Genomic DNA, 16,396 nt, shown 5'->3' on the forward strand with positions numbered 1-16,396 from the left:
TTTCATCAAGCCTGAGCGTTTGCGGGCACAACTACAGAGCCTTCCCCTCGCTTTGCAATCGGACGCCACCTTTCCTGAGGCCGTTTCCTTGCCAGGAAGCATGATGAAACAATTTCAGTAACCTCTTTCCCATTAGAGGCTTACGCTTCGACATCAAACCGAAATCCTGCAACAAGTTCTCTCGACAGCAAATCACCTAGAATGCCCATTTGCCTAATCCTGATCACCTATCTCAGACAATGTTCGACTGGAGATGGAAACGAGAAAGACCGGTTGAAGGGATCATTTATCGGCGGAAACCAGCAGAGTCCCCCTCGATTGCTTCCAATTCTGTCAGGTGTCGTAGCAACGTAGTAAAATTAGAAGAGATGATGAGGCAAAACTTCGCTACCTTTACGAACTTGGCCTGAAATCATCGCCCACCATCACTAGGCGTTAGTCCGATGCACGAATACTATCCTGCCGCGCCCGCCCCAAAAGGAGAGCTAGTTGCCGCAGATGGGCAGAAGGTAACGGTCGCCCAGCTCTATCGATTTCGGCCTGTCTTGCTGCAATTCTCTCGCCACATGGGCTGTGTCTTCTGCATTGATCACGCCAAACAGCTTCTCAAGCATTACGAGATGCTCAAGCGACACGGACTTGATGTTGCCTTAGTGATTATGGGAGGTGCTCCAGAAGCCCAAGAGTTTCGCGATCGCTTAAAACTCACCTACCCTGTTTATGGCGACCCCGATCAAATCGTTTACCGCGCGTTCAATGTCCCCCGAGGCAACGTCTGGCAAGTTGCCGGGCCGCAGCTCTGGTGGGAAGGGCTAAAGGCCCTCTCACGCAGCGGTATGGGGTGTCCTCGGGGCGATCTCATGCAATTAGGCGGCAGCTACTTGATCGATACCAACGGCCAAATCGTGTGGTCGTTCCGCCCTGCCTCTTCGGTCGATTTCCCTAACATCGATGAAATCGTCGTTGCCGCCGATACGCTTTCACCGATTGCCGATGCCTAGGCAGCATTCGCTTCCTCTCGAAGCGGAGCAAGTTTCCGGCCCCTCTGTAGCCAACCCCACACCCAACTTCTCGCTTCTCGGTTTATAATCCAGCGTTTTCCATCTTGCGCCCATTCGTACGAAAGCCCCTTGCATGTCCACGACGCAGGCCAAAAAGACTGCGCCACGAGCATCCATCACGTCAAAAGGGGACCTGCGCGCCGTGATGACGATCGCAGCGCCCTCGTTAGCCGAGCAGTTTTTAGAATTCTGTGTCGGCATGGTCGATACTTGGCTGGCAGGAAACGTCTTATCGGAAGCGAACTCTGTTCCGGCGATGGCGGCCGTCAGTTTAATGGCGTATAGCTGCTGGATGATCTTCGTCATTTGTGCCTCGGTTGGCATCGGGGCGACTGCTGTTGTGGCCCGTCGTATTGGCGCCGACAACTGGGAAGAAGCGGAACTCGCAACCGAACAAGCAATTGCCCTTGGCTTGTTCTTTTCAGTGATCACCACCGTCGCCTTTTGGTTTCTAGCCCCCAACTATATCGGCGCCATGCAGTTGCACGGGGAAGCGTATGACATGGCGCTCGAGTATCTCTACATTCTGATTCCGGCCATTCCGGGCTTCATGATGATTGCCGTCACGACTGCCTGTTTGCATGGCGCCGGCGATACGGTCACCGGGCTGCTTGTGATGACGGTCGTCAACGTGCTGAACATCAGCATCAGCGCCGCGCTGGCGATAGGCTGGGGACCCATTCCTCAACTCGGTTGGAGCGGCATTGCGATCGGCACTTCGGTCTCACACCTTGTCGGTGGACTGTTGCTACTAGCGATCTTGTTTCATGGCCGCTCCCATTTGAAGGTGCGTTGGCGCGGGATGTGGCCCAATTTCCCACTGATGAAACGATTGCTTAGCATTGGCTTGCCAGGCGGAGCAAACGATGCCATGGTGTTGGTTTGCCATCTTTGGTACCTGAGCATCATCAACAGCCTGGGCACAACGCAAGCTGCGGCGCATGGGCTGGCTTTACGAATTGAATCGCCAGGCTACCTTTCCGCATGGGCTTTTTCCGTTGCGGCGTCTGCACTCACCGGACAACATCTTGGGGCGAAGAATCCCCAACGGGCGAAACGAGCCACGCTTGTTTCGCTGACGATCTGCGTGACGATGCTCTCAGCTTACGCGATGATTGTGGCAACCCAAGGCCCATGGCTGGCCGGATTCTTCCTGGGCTTTCCGAGCGAAACGGCCGAGTCCTTTGCCACTGGGCAAGCGGTCGTCAAGATCGTTGGCATCATGGCTTTGTGCTTGCCATTTCTGGCGATGTTCTCGGTTATCAATGGAGCCTTGCGCGGAGCCGGAGACACGACCTGGCCGCTGCTTATCACGATCATCGGCTTCCTCTTGATTCGTGTCCCGTTCGCCTACTGGCTATCGTGGAAAGAGTTCACCATCCCTGGCACCAACTACATCTTGCCAGGCATGAACTGGGGACTCACCGGCGCGTGGCTGGCGATGCTGATCGACACGCTGGTCCGCGCAGCACTTATCTTGGGCCGATACTGGCACGGAGCTTGGAAGCGGATTGAGGTTTGACTGCCTTTTGAATTCACTTGCTTCCCTTAGCCGCACGTAGATAATTAAAGCAATGCGTTGTCATCACTCGAAACACCCTTTCGGATCTTAGAGCATGCAGATCGAGCTTTCACATGACCACCAAGAGTTTTTGGAACACCTTGTGTCCGAAGGTAGATACCCATCCATCAATCAAGCAATGATTGATGCGATAAATCTTCTCGAACGCAGAGAAGCACTTCGCCTGGAAGTTCAAAAGGGCGTTGATGATGCTGATGCCGGTAGACTACGGCCTGTGGATGAGGTGATTTCTGAAATCCGAGCCCGACATGAATTAGGTGAATAAAAAAGCGAAACACGTAACGGCACCTGACTCTTGCCGATCGCTACTCAATGACAAAGCCGACGCTTACGTATCAGGCAGAAGAAGATCTTGATCAGATCGTTTCTTATATCGCACGTGATAAATCCGATGCCGCATTAAAATGGTTAAATGACATTTGTGCGAAGTTCTATCTTTTAGCCCAATCACCTGAGATTGGTGATGCTCGCTCTGACCTCGGTCATGGTATCAGATGCACCTTTTTTAAAAGGTACGTCATATACTTCCGCAAGGCGAACAATAGCGTTGAAATCTTGCGTGTTCTGACAGGCGATCAAGATACACAGCAGCTTTATTGATCAACAATCTACGGCCTCTTTTTTCTCACCAGCCTACTCCGTCGCCGCGCCATTTGCTGCTTGATCGGCATGTACTTTTTCGATCCGCTCTTGGTGAATTTTATTCATTGCGTCGGCAGCACCGGGAACGTATTTGATGATTTGATCAAACGCGTCACTCGATAGGCTCACCAAATCGGTCGGCTTAACCGCGCGAACCGTCGCACTGCGTCCCTTGTGAGCGAGCAGGGCCATCTCGCCGATGACATCCCCCTTGCCTGTGGTCGCCACGACCTTTCCATCGACCTCGACTTCGACTTCGCCATCGACGACAAAGTACAAGCGATCGCCGAAATCGCCTTGATGAAACAACGTTTGTCCGGCGGCCAGGTGTTCGCGGCGAACTTGCTGTTCGTCGTAGACATTCAACTGAGTGATGTCGCGCGGCAGGAAGATATCTTTCATCCAGTCGATGAACACGCGAACTTTGCGGTCGAGGCCTGGCATCTTTTCGACGTAAATTACCCGCCACATAATCCAGGCAAAGAAGCCAGAGAAGGTGAAGCCAAACACTTCCGCGATGGCCCGGCGGCCACCAAGCGAAGCGAGCTTGCCCAGCCCGGCGAACTTGAAATGACGACGCGGTTGATTGCGGATGGTCGCCAAAATGTTCTCGGCACAAATCGTCGCCTGGCGGACGGCATACTGTGCTGTGGGCGGGCTGGTGTAACCTTCGCCACTGGGAACCGCCGCACAGTCGCCTAAACTCCAAACGCCTGGGTGGCTGGGTGATTCCAACTCATCCGAGACGACAATTCGACCTTTTTCACACTTCAGCGGGGTGTTTTGTATAACCCCATGCGGCTCGGTTGGTACCGTGGCAACCACGGTCCGCGAACCGATCACTTCCAACTCCTTGTTAGCCTTGTTCATTACGATAGCGCGATCCGCCGAGACCTCGTGCAAGCGATGGTCGAGCACGATCTGAATGCCACGCTTACGCAACAGCTTATCGGCGTAATTGGCAAGATTCTCTTTCATCTCAGGCAGAATACGATCGGCACTTTGAACCAAAATCAATCGCAGATCGGTTTCGCTGATGTTGGGAAACGCCCGGACTGCCTTGCGAAGGAAGTCTTCCATTTCCGCAATGCATTCCACCCCAGAAAAACCACCACCGGCCACCGTGAAGGTAAGCAGCCGCTGACGTTCTTCAGGGTCGTGGCAAACACTGGCCTCTTCCAACATTTGCACCACATGGTTTCGTAAACGGAGCGCATCTCCCAGATACTTGAACGGGATCGCATGCTCGTACAAACCAGGCACCATCCCATGGGCCAACGTGTTGCCCAGCGCGATCACCAAGTGATCGTACTTCAGCGTCTCAGTTCTGGGGACGCGGCCCGGAGCGAGTTGGATGGTTTTGTTTTCAACGTCGATCTTTTCGATATGACGTACATACAGAACTACACCAGGGGCGATTCGCCGGATCGGGCTAATCACGTGCAGCTGTTCAACAGCCCCAGAAACCACTTCCGGTAACAGGGGTTGAAACGTGATGTAATTCTCTTCGCTGACCAGGACAACTTCGATGTCGGCCTCGTGCTTGGAAATCCGATTAATGCGTCGCATCAGCTCGCTTGCTGTATAAACGCCACCAAATCCGCCGCCGAGAATTACTATGCGTTGTTTTTCCATCGCCATTTCCATGCCAGGTCAAAACCGCTGAAAACGAAAACTCCGATCATCGTGCTACCCATTGTAGCCGTTTTCGCCATGCGGATCGATTTCGCTTCTTGCCTCGCCTACCTTGGCTTTTTAAAGTAGGTTCTCTATTGAGGATTGCGTTACCAATCGAACAAGGGCAACCAACGGAAGCTCCGCAATTCGGTGATAATACGCTTGGATCAATTTTAGATTACGTGCGCAGACGTCCATACCTTCACTTCTGGGAAAGCTTACCCCACCTTTTCTGTTGTGCCCCTCCTTGGCCGGCAGTCTTCACCGGAAACTTGCATGAAAATTCGCCTTCTGATGCCTGCGGTCGATTCTGCCAGCCCGCTGCAATTTACGGTCTCGATGCTGATCGACGACCATATCGCAATCGACACCGGCGGCCTCCCTTACCTTGGCTCGATCGCAGCTCAGCGGCAGGTCGAACACGTCTTTCTGACCCATTCGCACATTGACCATGTCGGCGGATTGCCTATTTTTTTGGACAACATCTTTCAGCCAGGCCCGCAATGCCCTCATCTTTACGCCGGAGAAGCAACCTGGCAAGCGCTTGAGCAAGACTTGTTCAACGATCGGATTTGGCCTGACTTGAACCGAATCGCCACGGACGACTTAGTTTTCTATCGCAAACACATCCTCGATGCCCATCGTCCCGTTCCGATTGGCAACTACAAGCTCACCCCCATTCCGCTAGAACATCTCGTCCCTACGCTGGGGTATATTATTCAAACCGAGCAAAGCAGCGTCCTGATGGCTTGGGACACGGCTCCGTTTGTCGAGTTTGAATCGATTGCGACAGCTATTCCCAATTTAAAAGGCATCTTTCTGGATGCTAGTTTCCCCAACCAAATGCAGTGGCTCGCCGAGCGTAGCAGGCACAACACGCCAGGCCAATTTCAGCGTATGGTCGCGCAAATCCCCAGCGATGTCCGCCTGATCGCGGCCCACTTGAAGCCCGCCTATCATGAATCGATTATCGAGGAACTCAAGGCGCTGAACCTTCCCAATTTGGAAATTGCCTGTCGCGATAAGGTTTACGAATTCTAGCTGTCCGCTAATACAACGCGGCTAGCCGCTCGTGGTACGGTCCGTATTGCATAAGATCTAAGCTCTTAGCTAAGCGTTCTCGATCTGACTTTCTCGGTAGGTGCTCTAACGCGTGAAAGACTCGCTCGATCTTGTCGTGCTCGAGGCTAGAAGTGAGTGGTAGCCCTAACCCCATGATAAACTTGGCTCGCTGCAGATCAGCGAACTTGGTGGGGTCGTCCTGCATCGCCTCGAATAGCGCGGTAACGGCCTTCTGCGAAAGCTCTAATTCGTGCCAATCATGCTCGTCGGCCGCTTCCAGCATGTACAAGTATTGGTACACGGCAAACGACATCGGCCCTGAAGTGATGCCGACGCGCTGCTTGTTCTCGATGTTGGAACGAGGCCCTTCCATGAGAGCCTGAGCCAAGTGCGGATCCCACCCTTGCACGATCTTCAGCTTCGCCAAACGCGGGCTGAGCAGATACTCTCGCGTGCTGGACAGATAGTCGGCCTCGGTGATTTTCGCCGCCACAATCGCCTCGCCCCCCGGCAGATCGAGCAACTTTTCGGTAGCCGCCACCGGCAAACGAACACCACTGACATCGGGAATCGAATAGACACCAGCAGCCAGTCCAGCAGCCGAGATCATCTCGATCAGGGGACGCATATTTTCAGCGATTTGATTATCCGTAGCATGCGCCGGCAGATTCGTGCCTGGCCGGACAAAGACGACCGGGTAACCGTTCCCTTGCAGCAAATCAACCAGTCGCCGATTCGCTTCCAAGCCATCTTCGGGGCGGAGCAAAGCCATGCGAATCAGATTGCCTGCTTGAGCCTGGGCGGCCACCTCGAACCAGCGTTCTAGCTCTTCAACCGTACGCAGATGTCCTTGTCCGGTCGAAGCGGCCAGCAAGACGGCTTCCGCCCCTGCTTCCGCCAACCGCTGCAGATAGCTAACCAGCCGCGGCTCGTCCAGCTTCCGCCGAGGCAAGTCGCCGCAAGTCGGATCGAAACAGGCCACGGTGGCTTGCGGGTAGTTCTCGATCGGATCGCTGAGGATCTTACGGGCAACTTCGTTCATGATGACGCTCTGAGGAAAGCTAGGGGGAGTCGCGAAAAGGCCTTACCCTAGCTTAGGACATCTGAACGGAAAGAAAACACCCAGTCGCGGATCACTTTCGACATCGTTAGCAAACGGCAATATGCTGCGCAACAAGCCCCATAAAAAATCCCTTGAAAATGCCTGGACATCGTCAAGGGATTTAGAAATTTGAAATGTCGTGAGCCTGTTACGGCAGGGTGCTGACGCCCATCAAGTACTTATCGCATTCGCGAGCAGCAGCACGACCTTCGTTGATCGCCCACACCACCAGGCTTTGGCCACGGCGGCAGTCGCCAGCGGCAAAGACCCCTTCGATCGAGGTGGCAAAGCGACCGTAATCGGCTTTGAAGTTGGAACGCTGATCCGTTTCCAGGCCGAGCTTTTCTGACAAGATCGCTTCAGGGCCGAGGAAGCCCATCGCCAGCAGCACGAGATCAGCCTTGAAGACTTTCTCGCTGCCGGGAACTTCGCTCATGTTCCAGCGACCACTGTCATCGCGAGTCCACTGCACGGTCACCGTCTTAATACCAGCCACGTTGCCGTTGCCGTCGTCGATGAACTCCTTGGAAAGAATGCAGAACTCGCGTGGATCGTTACCGAACTTCGCTTCCGCTTCCTGGTGACCGTAGTCGACCCGGAAGATACGAGCCCATTGCGGCCACGGGTTGTCTGGAGCACGATCGGCTGGCGGCTTGGGCAACAGCTCAAAATTAACCATGCTGGTGCAGCCATGGCGAATCGAAGTACCGATGCAGTCGGTACCTGTGTCACCACCACCAATCACGATCACATCTTTGCCTTCTGCGGAAATATAGTTGCCATCTTCCAGCTTGGAATCGAGCAGGCTTTTGGTGTTGGCCTTCAAAAATTCCATGGCAAAGTGGACACCCTTCAGCTCGCGGCCAGGGATTGGCAAGTCGCGGGGCTTGGTGGCACCGACCGCCAAGATAATGGCGTCGTTCTTTTCCTTCAGCTCGGCAATGTCAAGATTCACACCAACGTGAGCATTGGTGACGAACTTGATCCCGGCAGCTTCCATCAGATCGACACGACGCTGAACGGTCTCTTTGTCGAGCTTCATGTTCGGAATGCCGTACATCAGCAGGCCGCCGATACGGTCGTCTCGTTCGTACACGGTCACGTTGTGGCCAGCTTTGTTTAGCTGCTCGGCAGCCGCCAACCCAGCGGGGCCCGAACCGATTACCGCAACCTTCTTTCCGGTGCGATGTTCGGGCACGTTCGCCGAAACCCAACCATGCTCGAAACCGCGATCGATGATCGAACATTCGATGTTCTTGATCGCCACCGGCGGATTGGTGATGCCGAGCACGCATGCGTTTTCGCACGGGGCAGGGCAGACCCGTCCGGTGAATTCCGGAAAGTTGTTCGTCTTATGCAAACGATCGAGCGCCTCGCGCCAACGTCCGCGATAAACCAAATCGTTCCATTCCGGAATCAGATTATCGACCGGGCAACCGGTGGTGCTTTGGCAAAACGGAACACCGCAGTCCATACACCGAGCACCCTGCGTTTGCAGATGGCTGTCGGTGACTTCGACGGGGAACTCGTTGTAGTCGTTAATTCGGACCAGCGGGTCGCGATAGGGAATCGTGCTCCGCTGAAATTCCATAAATCCAGTTGGCTTACCCATTGCTTTCGGCTCCGCTTAGTTGAACGTCTTCTTCTTCATCGTGCTGCATGCGCTCTTGGAGAACACGCTTGTAGTCAATCGGCATGACTTTCACGAACTGATTGACCGCGTTGTCCCAATCGGCCAGCACCTTCTCGGCGACCGGCGAATTGGTGTACTTGGCATGCATCGAGATCAGGCCCTTGAGTTCCACGATGTCGCTGGGGTTGTCCAACTTTTCAAGCTCGACCATTCCCAGATTGCAGTTTTGCAGGAAGTTGCCTTCGCGATCCCAAATGTAGGCGACACCGCCACTCATACCGGCTGCAAAGTTGCGACCAGTCGAGCCCAGGACGACCACGCGGCCGCCGGTCATGTACTCACATCCGTGATCTCCGACTCCCTCAACAACAGTGTGCGCACCGCTGTTCCGAACACAGAATCGTTCCGCGGCTCGCCCTCGGAAGAAGGCCAGACCTCGGGTTGCCCCGTACAGGCAAACATTTCCGACCAGCATGTTCTCTTCCGCCTTGAAGGAACTTTGCTTGTGCGGATAGATAACAATCCGGCCACCCGAAAGGCCCTTGCCGACGTAGTCGTTGGCGTCACCTTCCAGTTCCAAACTAACCCCGGCCGCCAAAAAGGCACCGAAGCTCTGTCCAGCCGAACCATGGAGCTTGACGTGAATGGTATCGTCCGGAAGGCCGTTTTCGCCGTAACGTTTGGCAATCTCGTGGCTGAGCGTTGTCCCCACGGTACGGTTGATATTGATGATCGGCGTGTCGATCTTGACCTTCTCTTTCTTCTCCAGAGCAGGCTGCGACTTTTCGATCAGCATGTTATCGAGCGCCAGTTCCAAGCGATGGTCCTGCTTCATCACGCAGTATTGCGGAGAATTCGGATTCTTGTTCTGGGCTGGCTTCAGCAGAGGTGTCAGATCCAAACCGTCCGACTTCCAGTGCTGGATGGCCTTATTCGGTTCCAACAAATCGACCCGGCCAATTAATTCTTCCAGGGTCCGCACACCAAGCTTGGCCATCAGTTCGCGAGCTTCCTCGGCGACCATGAACAAGTAGTTGACCACGTGTTCTGGCTGACCCTTGAACTTCTTACGCAGTTCGGGATCTTGCGTGGCGATACCGACCGGGCAAGTGTTCAGGTGGCACTTCCGCATCATGATGCAGCCCAGCGTGATCAGCGGAGCGGTCGAGAAACCCATTTCCTCGGCACCCAAGATCGCGGCAATCACTACGTCGCGGCCCGTCTTCAAACCGCCGTCGGTCTGCAGCACCACGCGGCTACGCAGGTCGTTCATCACCAACGTCTGATGGGTTTCGACAATGCCCAGCTCCCACGGCAAACCAGCATGCTTGATACTGGTCAGCGGCGAAGCCCCGGTTCCGCCGTTGTCGCCAGCGATCAGAATGTGATCGGCCTTGGCTTTGGCCACGCCAGCGGCGATCGTCCCAACCCCGACTTCCGAAACCAATTTCACGCTAATCCGAGCCGCCGGATTGGCGTTCTTCAGGTCGTGAATCAGCTGCGAAAGGTCTTCAATCGAGTAAATATCGTGGTGCGGCGGAGGGCTAATCAAACCAACGCCTGGGGTCGAGTAGCGAAGGCGAGCGATGTACTCGTCCACCTTCTTGCCTGGCAGCTCACCCCCTTCGCCCGGCTTGGCACCTTGCGAAATCTTGATCTGCAATTCGTCGGCATTGGTCAGATAGTTGATGGTCACCCCGAAGCGGCCAGAGGCAACCTGCTTGATCGCCGAACGTTTCGAGTCGCCGTTGGGAAGCGGCTTGAAACGGACCGAGTCTTCACCACCTTCACCGGTGTTGCTCTTACCGCCAATCCGATTCATCGCGATTGCCAGCGATTCGTGCGCTTCGCCAGAGATCGAACCGTAGCTCATTGCTCCGGTGCAGAAACGCTTGACGATCTCGCTAACCGGCATCACTTCATCGAGCGGGATCGACTCGGTATTCTCTTTGAACGTCAACAAGCCCCGCAGCGTGCAGCGGTTGCGAGCGTCTTCGTTCATCAGCTTGGCGAAGTTGTTGTACGCTTCGCGGCTATTCGTCCGAGCGGCCACTTGAATATTGGCAATCGCGTCAGGGCTCCACGCGTGGCGTTCGCCTTCGGCTCGCCAGTGATATTCGCCATGGTTCGGCAGAATCGGCAAGCGACCATCTTCCCGCAACGGGTAGCCCAGTTCATGGCGACGGAGTTGCTCTTCGGCTAGAACCTTGAAGTTCACTCCTTGAACGCGGCTGGAAGTCCCTTTGAAGCAGCGATTGATGACTTCTTCTTGCAAGCCGAGTGCTTCAAAGATTTGGGCACCTTTGTACGACTGAAGCGTACTAATGCCCATCTTGCCCATCACCTTCAAAATGCCCTTGGCGACACCTTTGCGATAGGCAGCTACCATCGAATCGTCATCGGGATAATCGTCCGTTTTGACCATCCCTTCGGCGCGGCACTTCCAAAGTGCTTCAAAGGCGAGGTACGGATTGATCGCATCGGCACCAAAACCAACCAACAAGCAGTGATGGTGAACTTCGCGAGCTTCGCCCGTTTCCAGAATGATGCCAATCTGTGTCCGTTTCGAAGCACCCACCAAGTGATGATGCACGGCACCACAAGCCAGCAGCATGCTAACGGGAACTCGCTCGGCGCTGATTTTGCGATCGCTAAGGACGATGTTGCTATAACCTTCGTCGATTGCCGATTCCGCTTCGGCACAAATGCGGTCCAACGCCCGAACTAATCCGTCGGTTCCCTCGCTACGAGCGAACGTGACATCGATTACCTTGGTTTTCCACCCCCGATGATCCATATGGGCCAAAGCGGCCAATTCTTCATTGGTAAGAATCGGATGCGGAATCAACAGACGATGGGCATGCTCTGGCGTCGTTTCCAGCAAGTTGTTTTCTGGACCGATGTAGCACTCCAACGACATGACGACTTCTTCGCGAATCGAGTCGATCGCCGGGTTGGTGACCTGGGCGAACAACTGCTTGAAGTAGTCGTACAGCATGCGTGGCTTATCGCTCAAGCAAGCCAACGCCGAGTCGTTCCCCATCGAGCCGACCGGGTCTCGCTTCTGCTCGATCAACGGTAGCAGCATAAAGTTGAGCGTTTCGGTCGTAAAACCAAACGCCTGCATGCGTGGCAGAAGGGTCTCGGGATCGAAGCCGTGTGGCTCCTCGTTCGGGCTCAGCTCGGACAGTTCGATTCGCTGTTCTCGCAACCACTCGGCATAAGGACGCTTACGAGCGAAGTCCAACTTCAACTCGCTATCGGGAATCATCCGTCCTTCTTCGAAGTTGATCAGGAACATACGTCCTGGTTGGAGGCGTCCCTTTTCGATGACGATTGCGGGGTCGACCGGAATCACCCCCACTTCGCTGGCCATAATCACGCGATCGTCCGACGTGACATAATACCGGCTCGGCCGCAAACCGTTACGGTCCAGCACGGCGCCAATGTAACGGCCATCGGTAAACGCGATCGAAGCGGGGCCATCCCATGGTTCCATCAAGCTCGAATGGAACTCATAGAAAGCCCGTTTGTCTTCCGGCATCGTTTCGTGCTTTTGCCACGCTTCCGGCACCATCATCATGACGGCTTCTTGTAGCGTACGGCCACCCATCAGCAAGAATTCGAGCACGTTGTCGAAGGTGCCAGAGTCGGAACATTCAGGCTCGACAATCGGGAAAAGCTTCGACAGTTGATCGCCGAACAAATCGCTCTTGGCGACCCCTTCGCGGGCCTTCATCCAGTTGGCATTACCACGAACCGTGTTGATTTCGCCATTGTGCGACATAAAACGATTCGGCTGAGCTCGATCCCACGAGGGGAACGTATTGGTGCTGAATCGCGAGTGGACCATTGCCAAGTGGCTGGTGTAATCTTCGCACTGCAAGTCGCGATAGAAGGGAACCAACTGAGCCGGGGTAAGCATCCCTTTATAGATGATCACCTTCGTCGAGAGGCTGCCAATGTAGAACAGCGTCCGTTCGGCTAGGTTCAAGTCGCCCCGTAGCTTATGGCTGGCTTGCTTACGAATGAGATAAAGCTGACGCTCGAATGCGTCCCCTTCCAGGCCATCGCCGGCCGAAACGATCAGCATTTGAATTTCAGGCATGCAGGCCAATGCCGTCGGGCCGATATCGGCACCGTCTGGATTGATCGGCACTTTGCGCCAACCGACGAGGGTTTGCCCATGTTCTTCAATCAGCTTTTCGACGGTTTGCTTGCAATGTTCGCGCGACTTGGCATCACGTGGCAGAAAGACGATGCCAGCGGCGAACTTGCCTGGTTCGGGCAGTTCTTTCCCCAGGTCTTCTCGGGTAACACGGGCCAAGAACTCTAAAGGCAACGCGGTCAACATCCCGGCACCATCACCCGTGGTGGCTTCGCATCCGCAGCCGCCACGGTGGTCCATGTTGACGTTCATCGCCTCGGCGTCGAGGATCATCTGGTGGGTTCGCTTGCCCTTGATATGGGCGACAAAACCGACACCACAGTTTTCCCTCTCCATCGCCGGATCGTACAAACCTTCCTTACCGGGACGCTCGGTCCGATAAGTACGCGAGGTCGGTTGGTTTGGCTGGATCATGGTTCTACCTTCTTCTTGCTAATACTTTCGGGCCCGCGCCCGGAATGTCTCAGTGGGGTGTTGGATCGTGTCGGTAGACAAAATCTCCGCAGGCAAGTTCCCCGTGGAGATCGAGTCTTCGACCAGGGAACGTGTTAAGAGCTTGCTGAAACTCCGTTTTCTAGGTCGCTTTCGGCGTCCTCGGCTTTACTTTGAGCAAAGCTGGCCGCCACCGGTTTTTCTTCCGTCTCGGTAAGCTGCGCTTCCGAGTGCTCTGCTTTTTCGTGAAGCAGTTGAATAAAACGACGAGCCGTTTTCCCCAGTTCTTTGCCTTGCCGAGTCACAATGCCCAGCGGACGGAAAAGGGGAGAACCCTCGATAGGGATTGCCACCAGAGATCCGGTTTCCAACTCACGGGTAACCGTATCGATAGGCAACAGACCGAAACCGGCGTCGATTTCGACCGCCCGTTTGATAGTTTCGATATTATCGAATTCCATAACCACTTGCACGTCAGCGCCGGCCGAGGAAAGCACAAAATCGATTTCGCGGCGGATTTGCAGACGTGTATCGAAACCCACCATGCGGCGAGTATCGAGTTCATCGAGCCAGATAGATTCTCGCTGAGCCAAGTCACTGCCGGGGGCACAGACCAGGAACATCGGTTCCTCGCGCCACATATCGGCTTTGATGGTCTTGGAAGCCTTGGGGTAGCTAACCAAGCCAAAATCAACTTGATCCGTTTCGACCAGCTGCACCACCGTATCGGGATGGTGATACTGCAAACGGACGTTGGCCTTGGGATGCTTGCCAAGAAACTCTTGTACGCAAGCGTTCATGTGACTTAAGCCGACCGAGTAGATCGAAGCAATCGTTACTTGTCCGGCCAGCTCTTTGTGGAACGTACGAACGTCTTCTTCCAACGCGTAGTAACGTTGCACCAACTGGCGGCACCCTTGGTAATACAACTCGCCTTCTGCGGTGGGCACCAAGGGACGTTTCGAGCGATCGATCAACTTCACCCCGAGCCGTTCCTCTAACTGGTGAACGACCTGGCTTGCGCCAGATTGCGATATACCGTTCTCGTCCGCAGCGCGCGAAAAGCTGCGCTGGCCGACAACGTCGCAGAACACCTTGAGGGACTTTACGTGCATGAATGACTTTGGGAAGTGAAGGGGCAACTATACGGAATTTAGATACTGGTTAAACCCAAGATTAAAATCCGAAATGTAAGAGTATTGACCCAGACTGCCAACGTCAAGGATGTCGTGGTTTATTTTCCCTAAGTTCTTTGTGACACTTGCAGCATGTTTTTCGTAAACCAAAAAGAGGTCACAAATTAGCCACATCGACTTCGGACAGATAGCCGCCTTTGACTTAAACACTAGGGAAATCTAGCCACCACTAGGCATTCAAGGCAAGGCATCTGCCAGAAAGTGGCAGCGCATAAGAAAGGCACGTTTTGCAACGTGCCTTATATTCGTTCGGCTGAACTAGCCCCTCAAGAGCGGGCTAGCAGGCTGCGCGAATTCGAATGTATGTCAGGCTTTTCTTTACTGATTCTGGTGAAAAAACAGACGGGGAAAACCAACATACAACTTTGCGCAGTTGTGATTTATGGCACTTTGTGCGGCTCGTATTTATGATCGCGTTTTCGGATCACTTCTGCTTTCAAGATTCGATCTGGCTGCGGAGCATCGACCGCCTCTGGATCGCGGCGGGTCATCTTCGGCAGCACTTCCTTACCTTCGATCACGCGACCAAACACGGTATGCACGTTATCGAGATGCGGGGTAGCTTGAAACGTGAGAAAGAACTGCGAGCCGCCGGTATTCTTCCTGGCTCCCTTGGCCATGCTCAGCGTTCCAGAAAAATGCTGCCGGGCGTCATCGTTGTAAGCTTCGCAATAGATATTGTAGCCAGGGCCACCGGTACCATCCCCCTTTGGATCGCCCCCTTGAGCCATGAAGTGGGGTAACACTCGGTGAAAGACCGTTCCATCGTAATACTTCTTTTCGACCAGGTTAATGAAATTGCCCACGGTCTCTGGAGCTTCGTTTTCGTAAAGCTCGATCACCAAGTCACCCTGGGTGGTTGTCAATTTGACCCGGGGAAGATCATCCGCTTCCGCTTCTTTCTTGCGAATCTCTTCTTCACGTTCCCACTTTTTCTCTTCGCTGGCCGCTGTGAAACCGGCCTGGGAAATGCGTTCGTCGACAGGAAGCTGCCGCTCTCGCAGCAACTTAAATGCCTCGCCAGCTTCTTTGAAGTGGTCTGTCCCGTAAGCAGCCAAAACCTGAGGACCGAGCAACTTGTTTTCGTCGAACCCACCATCTTTCAACACATGGATTAGCTTGTAAGCCTTTTCATAGTTGTCTCGCTCAAGAGCGTCAGATGCGACTTTATAGAGGAACATCGTCGCGTCTTTGTCCTCTTTATTAGCCTCGAACCGCACGATCGCCGCCGCTTCGATTTGTGGCAACAGATCCATGCCTTTCGCGAGAACCTTGTTGTATTTCTCGCGTAGCTGTGGCAGATCTCCTTCCGGAGACAAGCGGTATTGCTGCTGAATGGTGCGCAGCTCGGCGATGATTTCCTTCCACTGGGCCAGCAACTTATCGAACTGGTCCTGCTCTCCTTGGGGCGTCTCAACCGCTGGTGTTTCGGCGGGTGCCTGAGCTTGTACGTTAAAAGGAAGGAAACAACACGTAAGGACGGCCATCCAAAGGTAGCGGGCGGACACAGGCAAACTCCTTCTGCGGGCAAACCCCGACAATCGGGGCGTTTCGATAATGATGTGGCTGCTCAAGATTCTTTAGCACTGCCGGGCACGGGTCAAGCAGCGGGGAGGAAATCAGGCATAAAGTACCATCTTACGTCGATTCCTAGCCCACGAGATGGGGTACTCGCCAAAATTTCATGCGCATTGGGCGAGAATAGCTTTCGATGTCCGCAAAACGTCTGGAAACCCGGAAATCTTGAGAAACAATGGCCCTAAATGCCGCCTCAACACGGCCTTTCGCACAAGCCCGGGCTTAACCGGATTGTTTTTCGTGGAATTCTGATTGGAGCTTAA

At 54.3% G+C, this 16,396-nt stretch carries 11 protein-coding genes; 5 read left to right on the forward strand and 6 right to left on the reverse strand.

The window, feature by feature from the left end:
• Positions 1-443 precede the first annotated feature (443 nt).
• The 4 genes from DTL42_RS24860 to DTL42_RS24875 all read left to right on the forward strand — a co-directional run bounded on the left by DTL42_RS24860 (position 444) and on the right by DTL42_RS24875 (position 3,243).
• Positions 444-1,001 carry a peroxiredoxin-like family protein gene (locus tag DTL42_RS24860; protein WP_114373424.1) on the forward strand — a complete coding sequence of 186 codons (558 nt, stop codon included), beginning with the start codon at positions 444-446 and terminating at the stop codon, positions 999-1,001.
• A 133-nt stretch (positions 1,002-1,134) separates the two neighbouring features.
• Positions 1,135-2,583 carry an MATE family efflux transporter gene (locus DTL42_RS24865; RefSeq protein WP_114373426.1) on the forward strand — a complete coding sequence of 483 codons (1,449 nt, stop codon included), beginning with the start codon at positions 1,135-1,137 and terminating at the stop codon, positions 2,581-2,583.
• Between the two features lie 94 nt (positions 2,584-2,677).
• Positions 2,678-2,908, forward strand: a complete 231-nt coding sequence (locus tag DTL42_RS24870) for a ribbon-helix-helix domain-containing protein (RefSeq protein WP_114373428.1) — start codon at positions 2,678-2,680, stop codon at positions 2,906-2,908.
• Between the two features lie 47 nt (positions 2,909-2,955).
• Positions 2,956-3,243: a type II toxin-antitoxin system RelE/ParE family toxin gene (locus tag DTL42_RS24875; RefSeq protein WP_114373430.1), complete on the forward strand. Its 288-nt coding sequence runs from the start codon at positions 2,956-2,958 to the stop codon at positions 3,241-3,243.
• Between the two features lie 33 nt (positions 3,244-3,276).
• Here the strand turns inward: DTL42_RS24875 and DTL42_RS24880 are convergent, their stop codons facing one another.
• Positions 3,277-4,920, reverse strand: coding sequence for an FAD-dependent oxidoreductase (locus DTL42_RS24880; protein ID WP_158545543.1), 1,644 nt, complete (start codon positions 4,918-4,920; stop codon positions 3,277-3,279).
• A 318-nt stretch (positions 4,921-5,238) separates the two neighbouring features.
• On the opposite strand from DTL42_RS24880, the gene DTL42_RS24885 reads away from it, so the two are divergent.
• Entirely contained in the window at positions 5,239-6,003 is a 765-nt protein-coding gene (locus DTL42_RS24885) for an MBL fold metallo-hydrolase (protein ID WP_114373434.1), read from the forward strand.
• Positions 6,004-6,010: 7 nt separating this feature from the next.
• Here the strand turns inward: DTL42_RS24885 and DTL42_RS24890 are convergent, their stop codons facing one another.
• The 5 genes from DTL42_RS24890 to DTL42_RS24910 all read right to left on the reverse strand — a co-directional run bounded on the left by DTL42_RS24890 (position 6,011) and on the right by DTL42_RS24910 (position 16,063).
• Positions 6,011-7,066, reverse strand: a complete 1,056-nt coding sequence (locus tag DTL42_RS24890; protein ID WP_114373436.1) for a dihydrodipicolinate synthase family protein — start codon at positions 7,064-7,066, stop codon at positions 6,011-6,013.
• 208 nt (positions 7,067-7,274) lie between these two features.
• A complete protein-coding gene (locus DTL42_RS24895; RefSeq protein ID WP_114373438.1) occupies positions 7,275-8,738 on the reverse strand; it encodes a glutamate synthase subunit beta in 1,464 nt (487 codons plus the stop codon).
• A complete protein-coding gene (gene gltB / locus DTL42_RS24900; RefSeq protein ID WP_114373440.1) occupies positions 8,731-13,341 on the reverse strand; it encodes a glutamate synthase large subunit in 4,611 nt (1,536 codons plus the stop codon). The genes DTL42_RS24895 and gltB overlap by 8 nt, the downstream gene beginning before the upstream one ends.
• Before the next feature lie 134 nt (positions 13,342-13,475).
• A complete protein-coding gene (locus DTL42_RS24905; RefSeq protein ID WP_114373442.1) occupies positions 13,476-14,474 on the reverse strand; it encodes a LysR family transcriptional regulator in 999 nt (332 codons plus the stop codon).
• 461 nt (positions 14,475-14,935) lie between these two features.
• Positions 14,936-16,063, reverse strand: coding sequence for a peptidylprolyl isomerase (locus DTL42_RS24910; protein WP_234824353.1), 1,128 nt, complete (start codon positions 16,061-16,063; stop codon positions 14,936-14,938).
• Between the last annotated feature and the right edge of the window lie 333 nt (positions 16,064-16,396).

The organism is Bremerella cremea, from assembly GCF_003335505.1.
Classification (GTDB): Bacteria; Planctomycetota; Planctomycetia; order Pirellulales; family Pirellulaceae; genus Bremerella; species Bremerella cremea_A.

Bases quoted from the DNA above. Each gene is read 5' to 3' on its own strand.
- DTL42_RS24890 (WP_114373436.1), bottom strand. From the start codon at position 7,066: ATGAACGAAGTTGCCCGTAAGATCCTCAGCGATCCGATCGAGAACTAC.
- DTL42_RS24860 (WP_114373424.1), top strand. From the start codon at position 444: ATGCACGAATACTATCCTGCCGCGCCCGCCCCAAAAGGAGAGCTAGTT.
- DTL42_RS24885 (WP_114373434.1), top strand. From the start codon at position 5,239: ATGAAAATTCGCCTTCTGATGCCTGCGGTCGATTCTGCCAGCCCGCTG.
- DTL42_RS24905 (WP_114373442.1), bottom strand. From the start codon at position 14,474: ATGCACGTAAAGTCCCTCAAGGTGTTCTGCGACGTTGTCGGCCAGCGC.
- DTL42_RS24865 (WP_114373426.1), top strand. From the start codon at position 1,135: ATGTCCACGACGCAGGCCAAAAAGACTGCGCCACGAGCATCCATCACG.
- DTL42_RS24870 (WP_114373428.1), top strand. From the start codon at position 2,678: ATGCAGATCGAGCTTTCACATGACCACCAAGAGTTTTTGGAACACCTT.
- gltB (WP_114373440.1), bottom strand. From the start codon at position 13,341: ATGATCCAGCCAAACCAACCGACCTCGCGTACTTATCGGACCGAGCGT.
- DTL42_RS24875 (WP_114373430.1), top strand. From the start codon at position 2,956: ATGACAAAGCCGACGCTTACGTATCAGGCAGAAGAAGATCTTGATCAG.
- DTL42_RS24895 (WP_114373438.1), bottom strand. From the start codon at position 8,738: ATGGGTAAGCCAACTGGATTTATGGAATTTCAGCGGAGCACGATTCCC.
- DTL42_RS24880 (WP_158545543.1), bottom strand. From the start codon at position 4,920: ATGGAAAAACAACGCATAGTAATTCTCGGCGGCGGATTTGGTGGCGTT.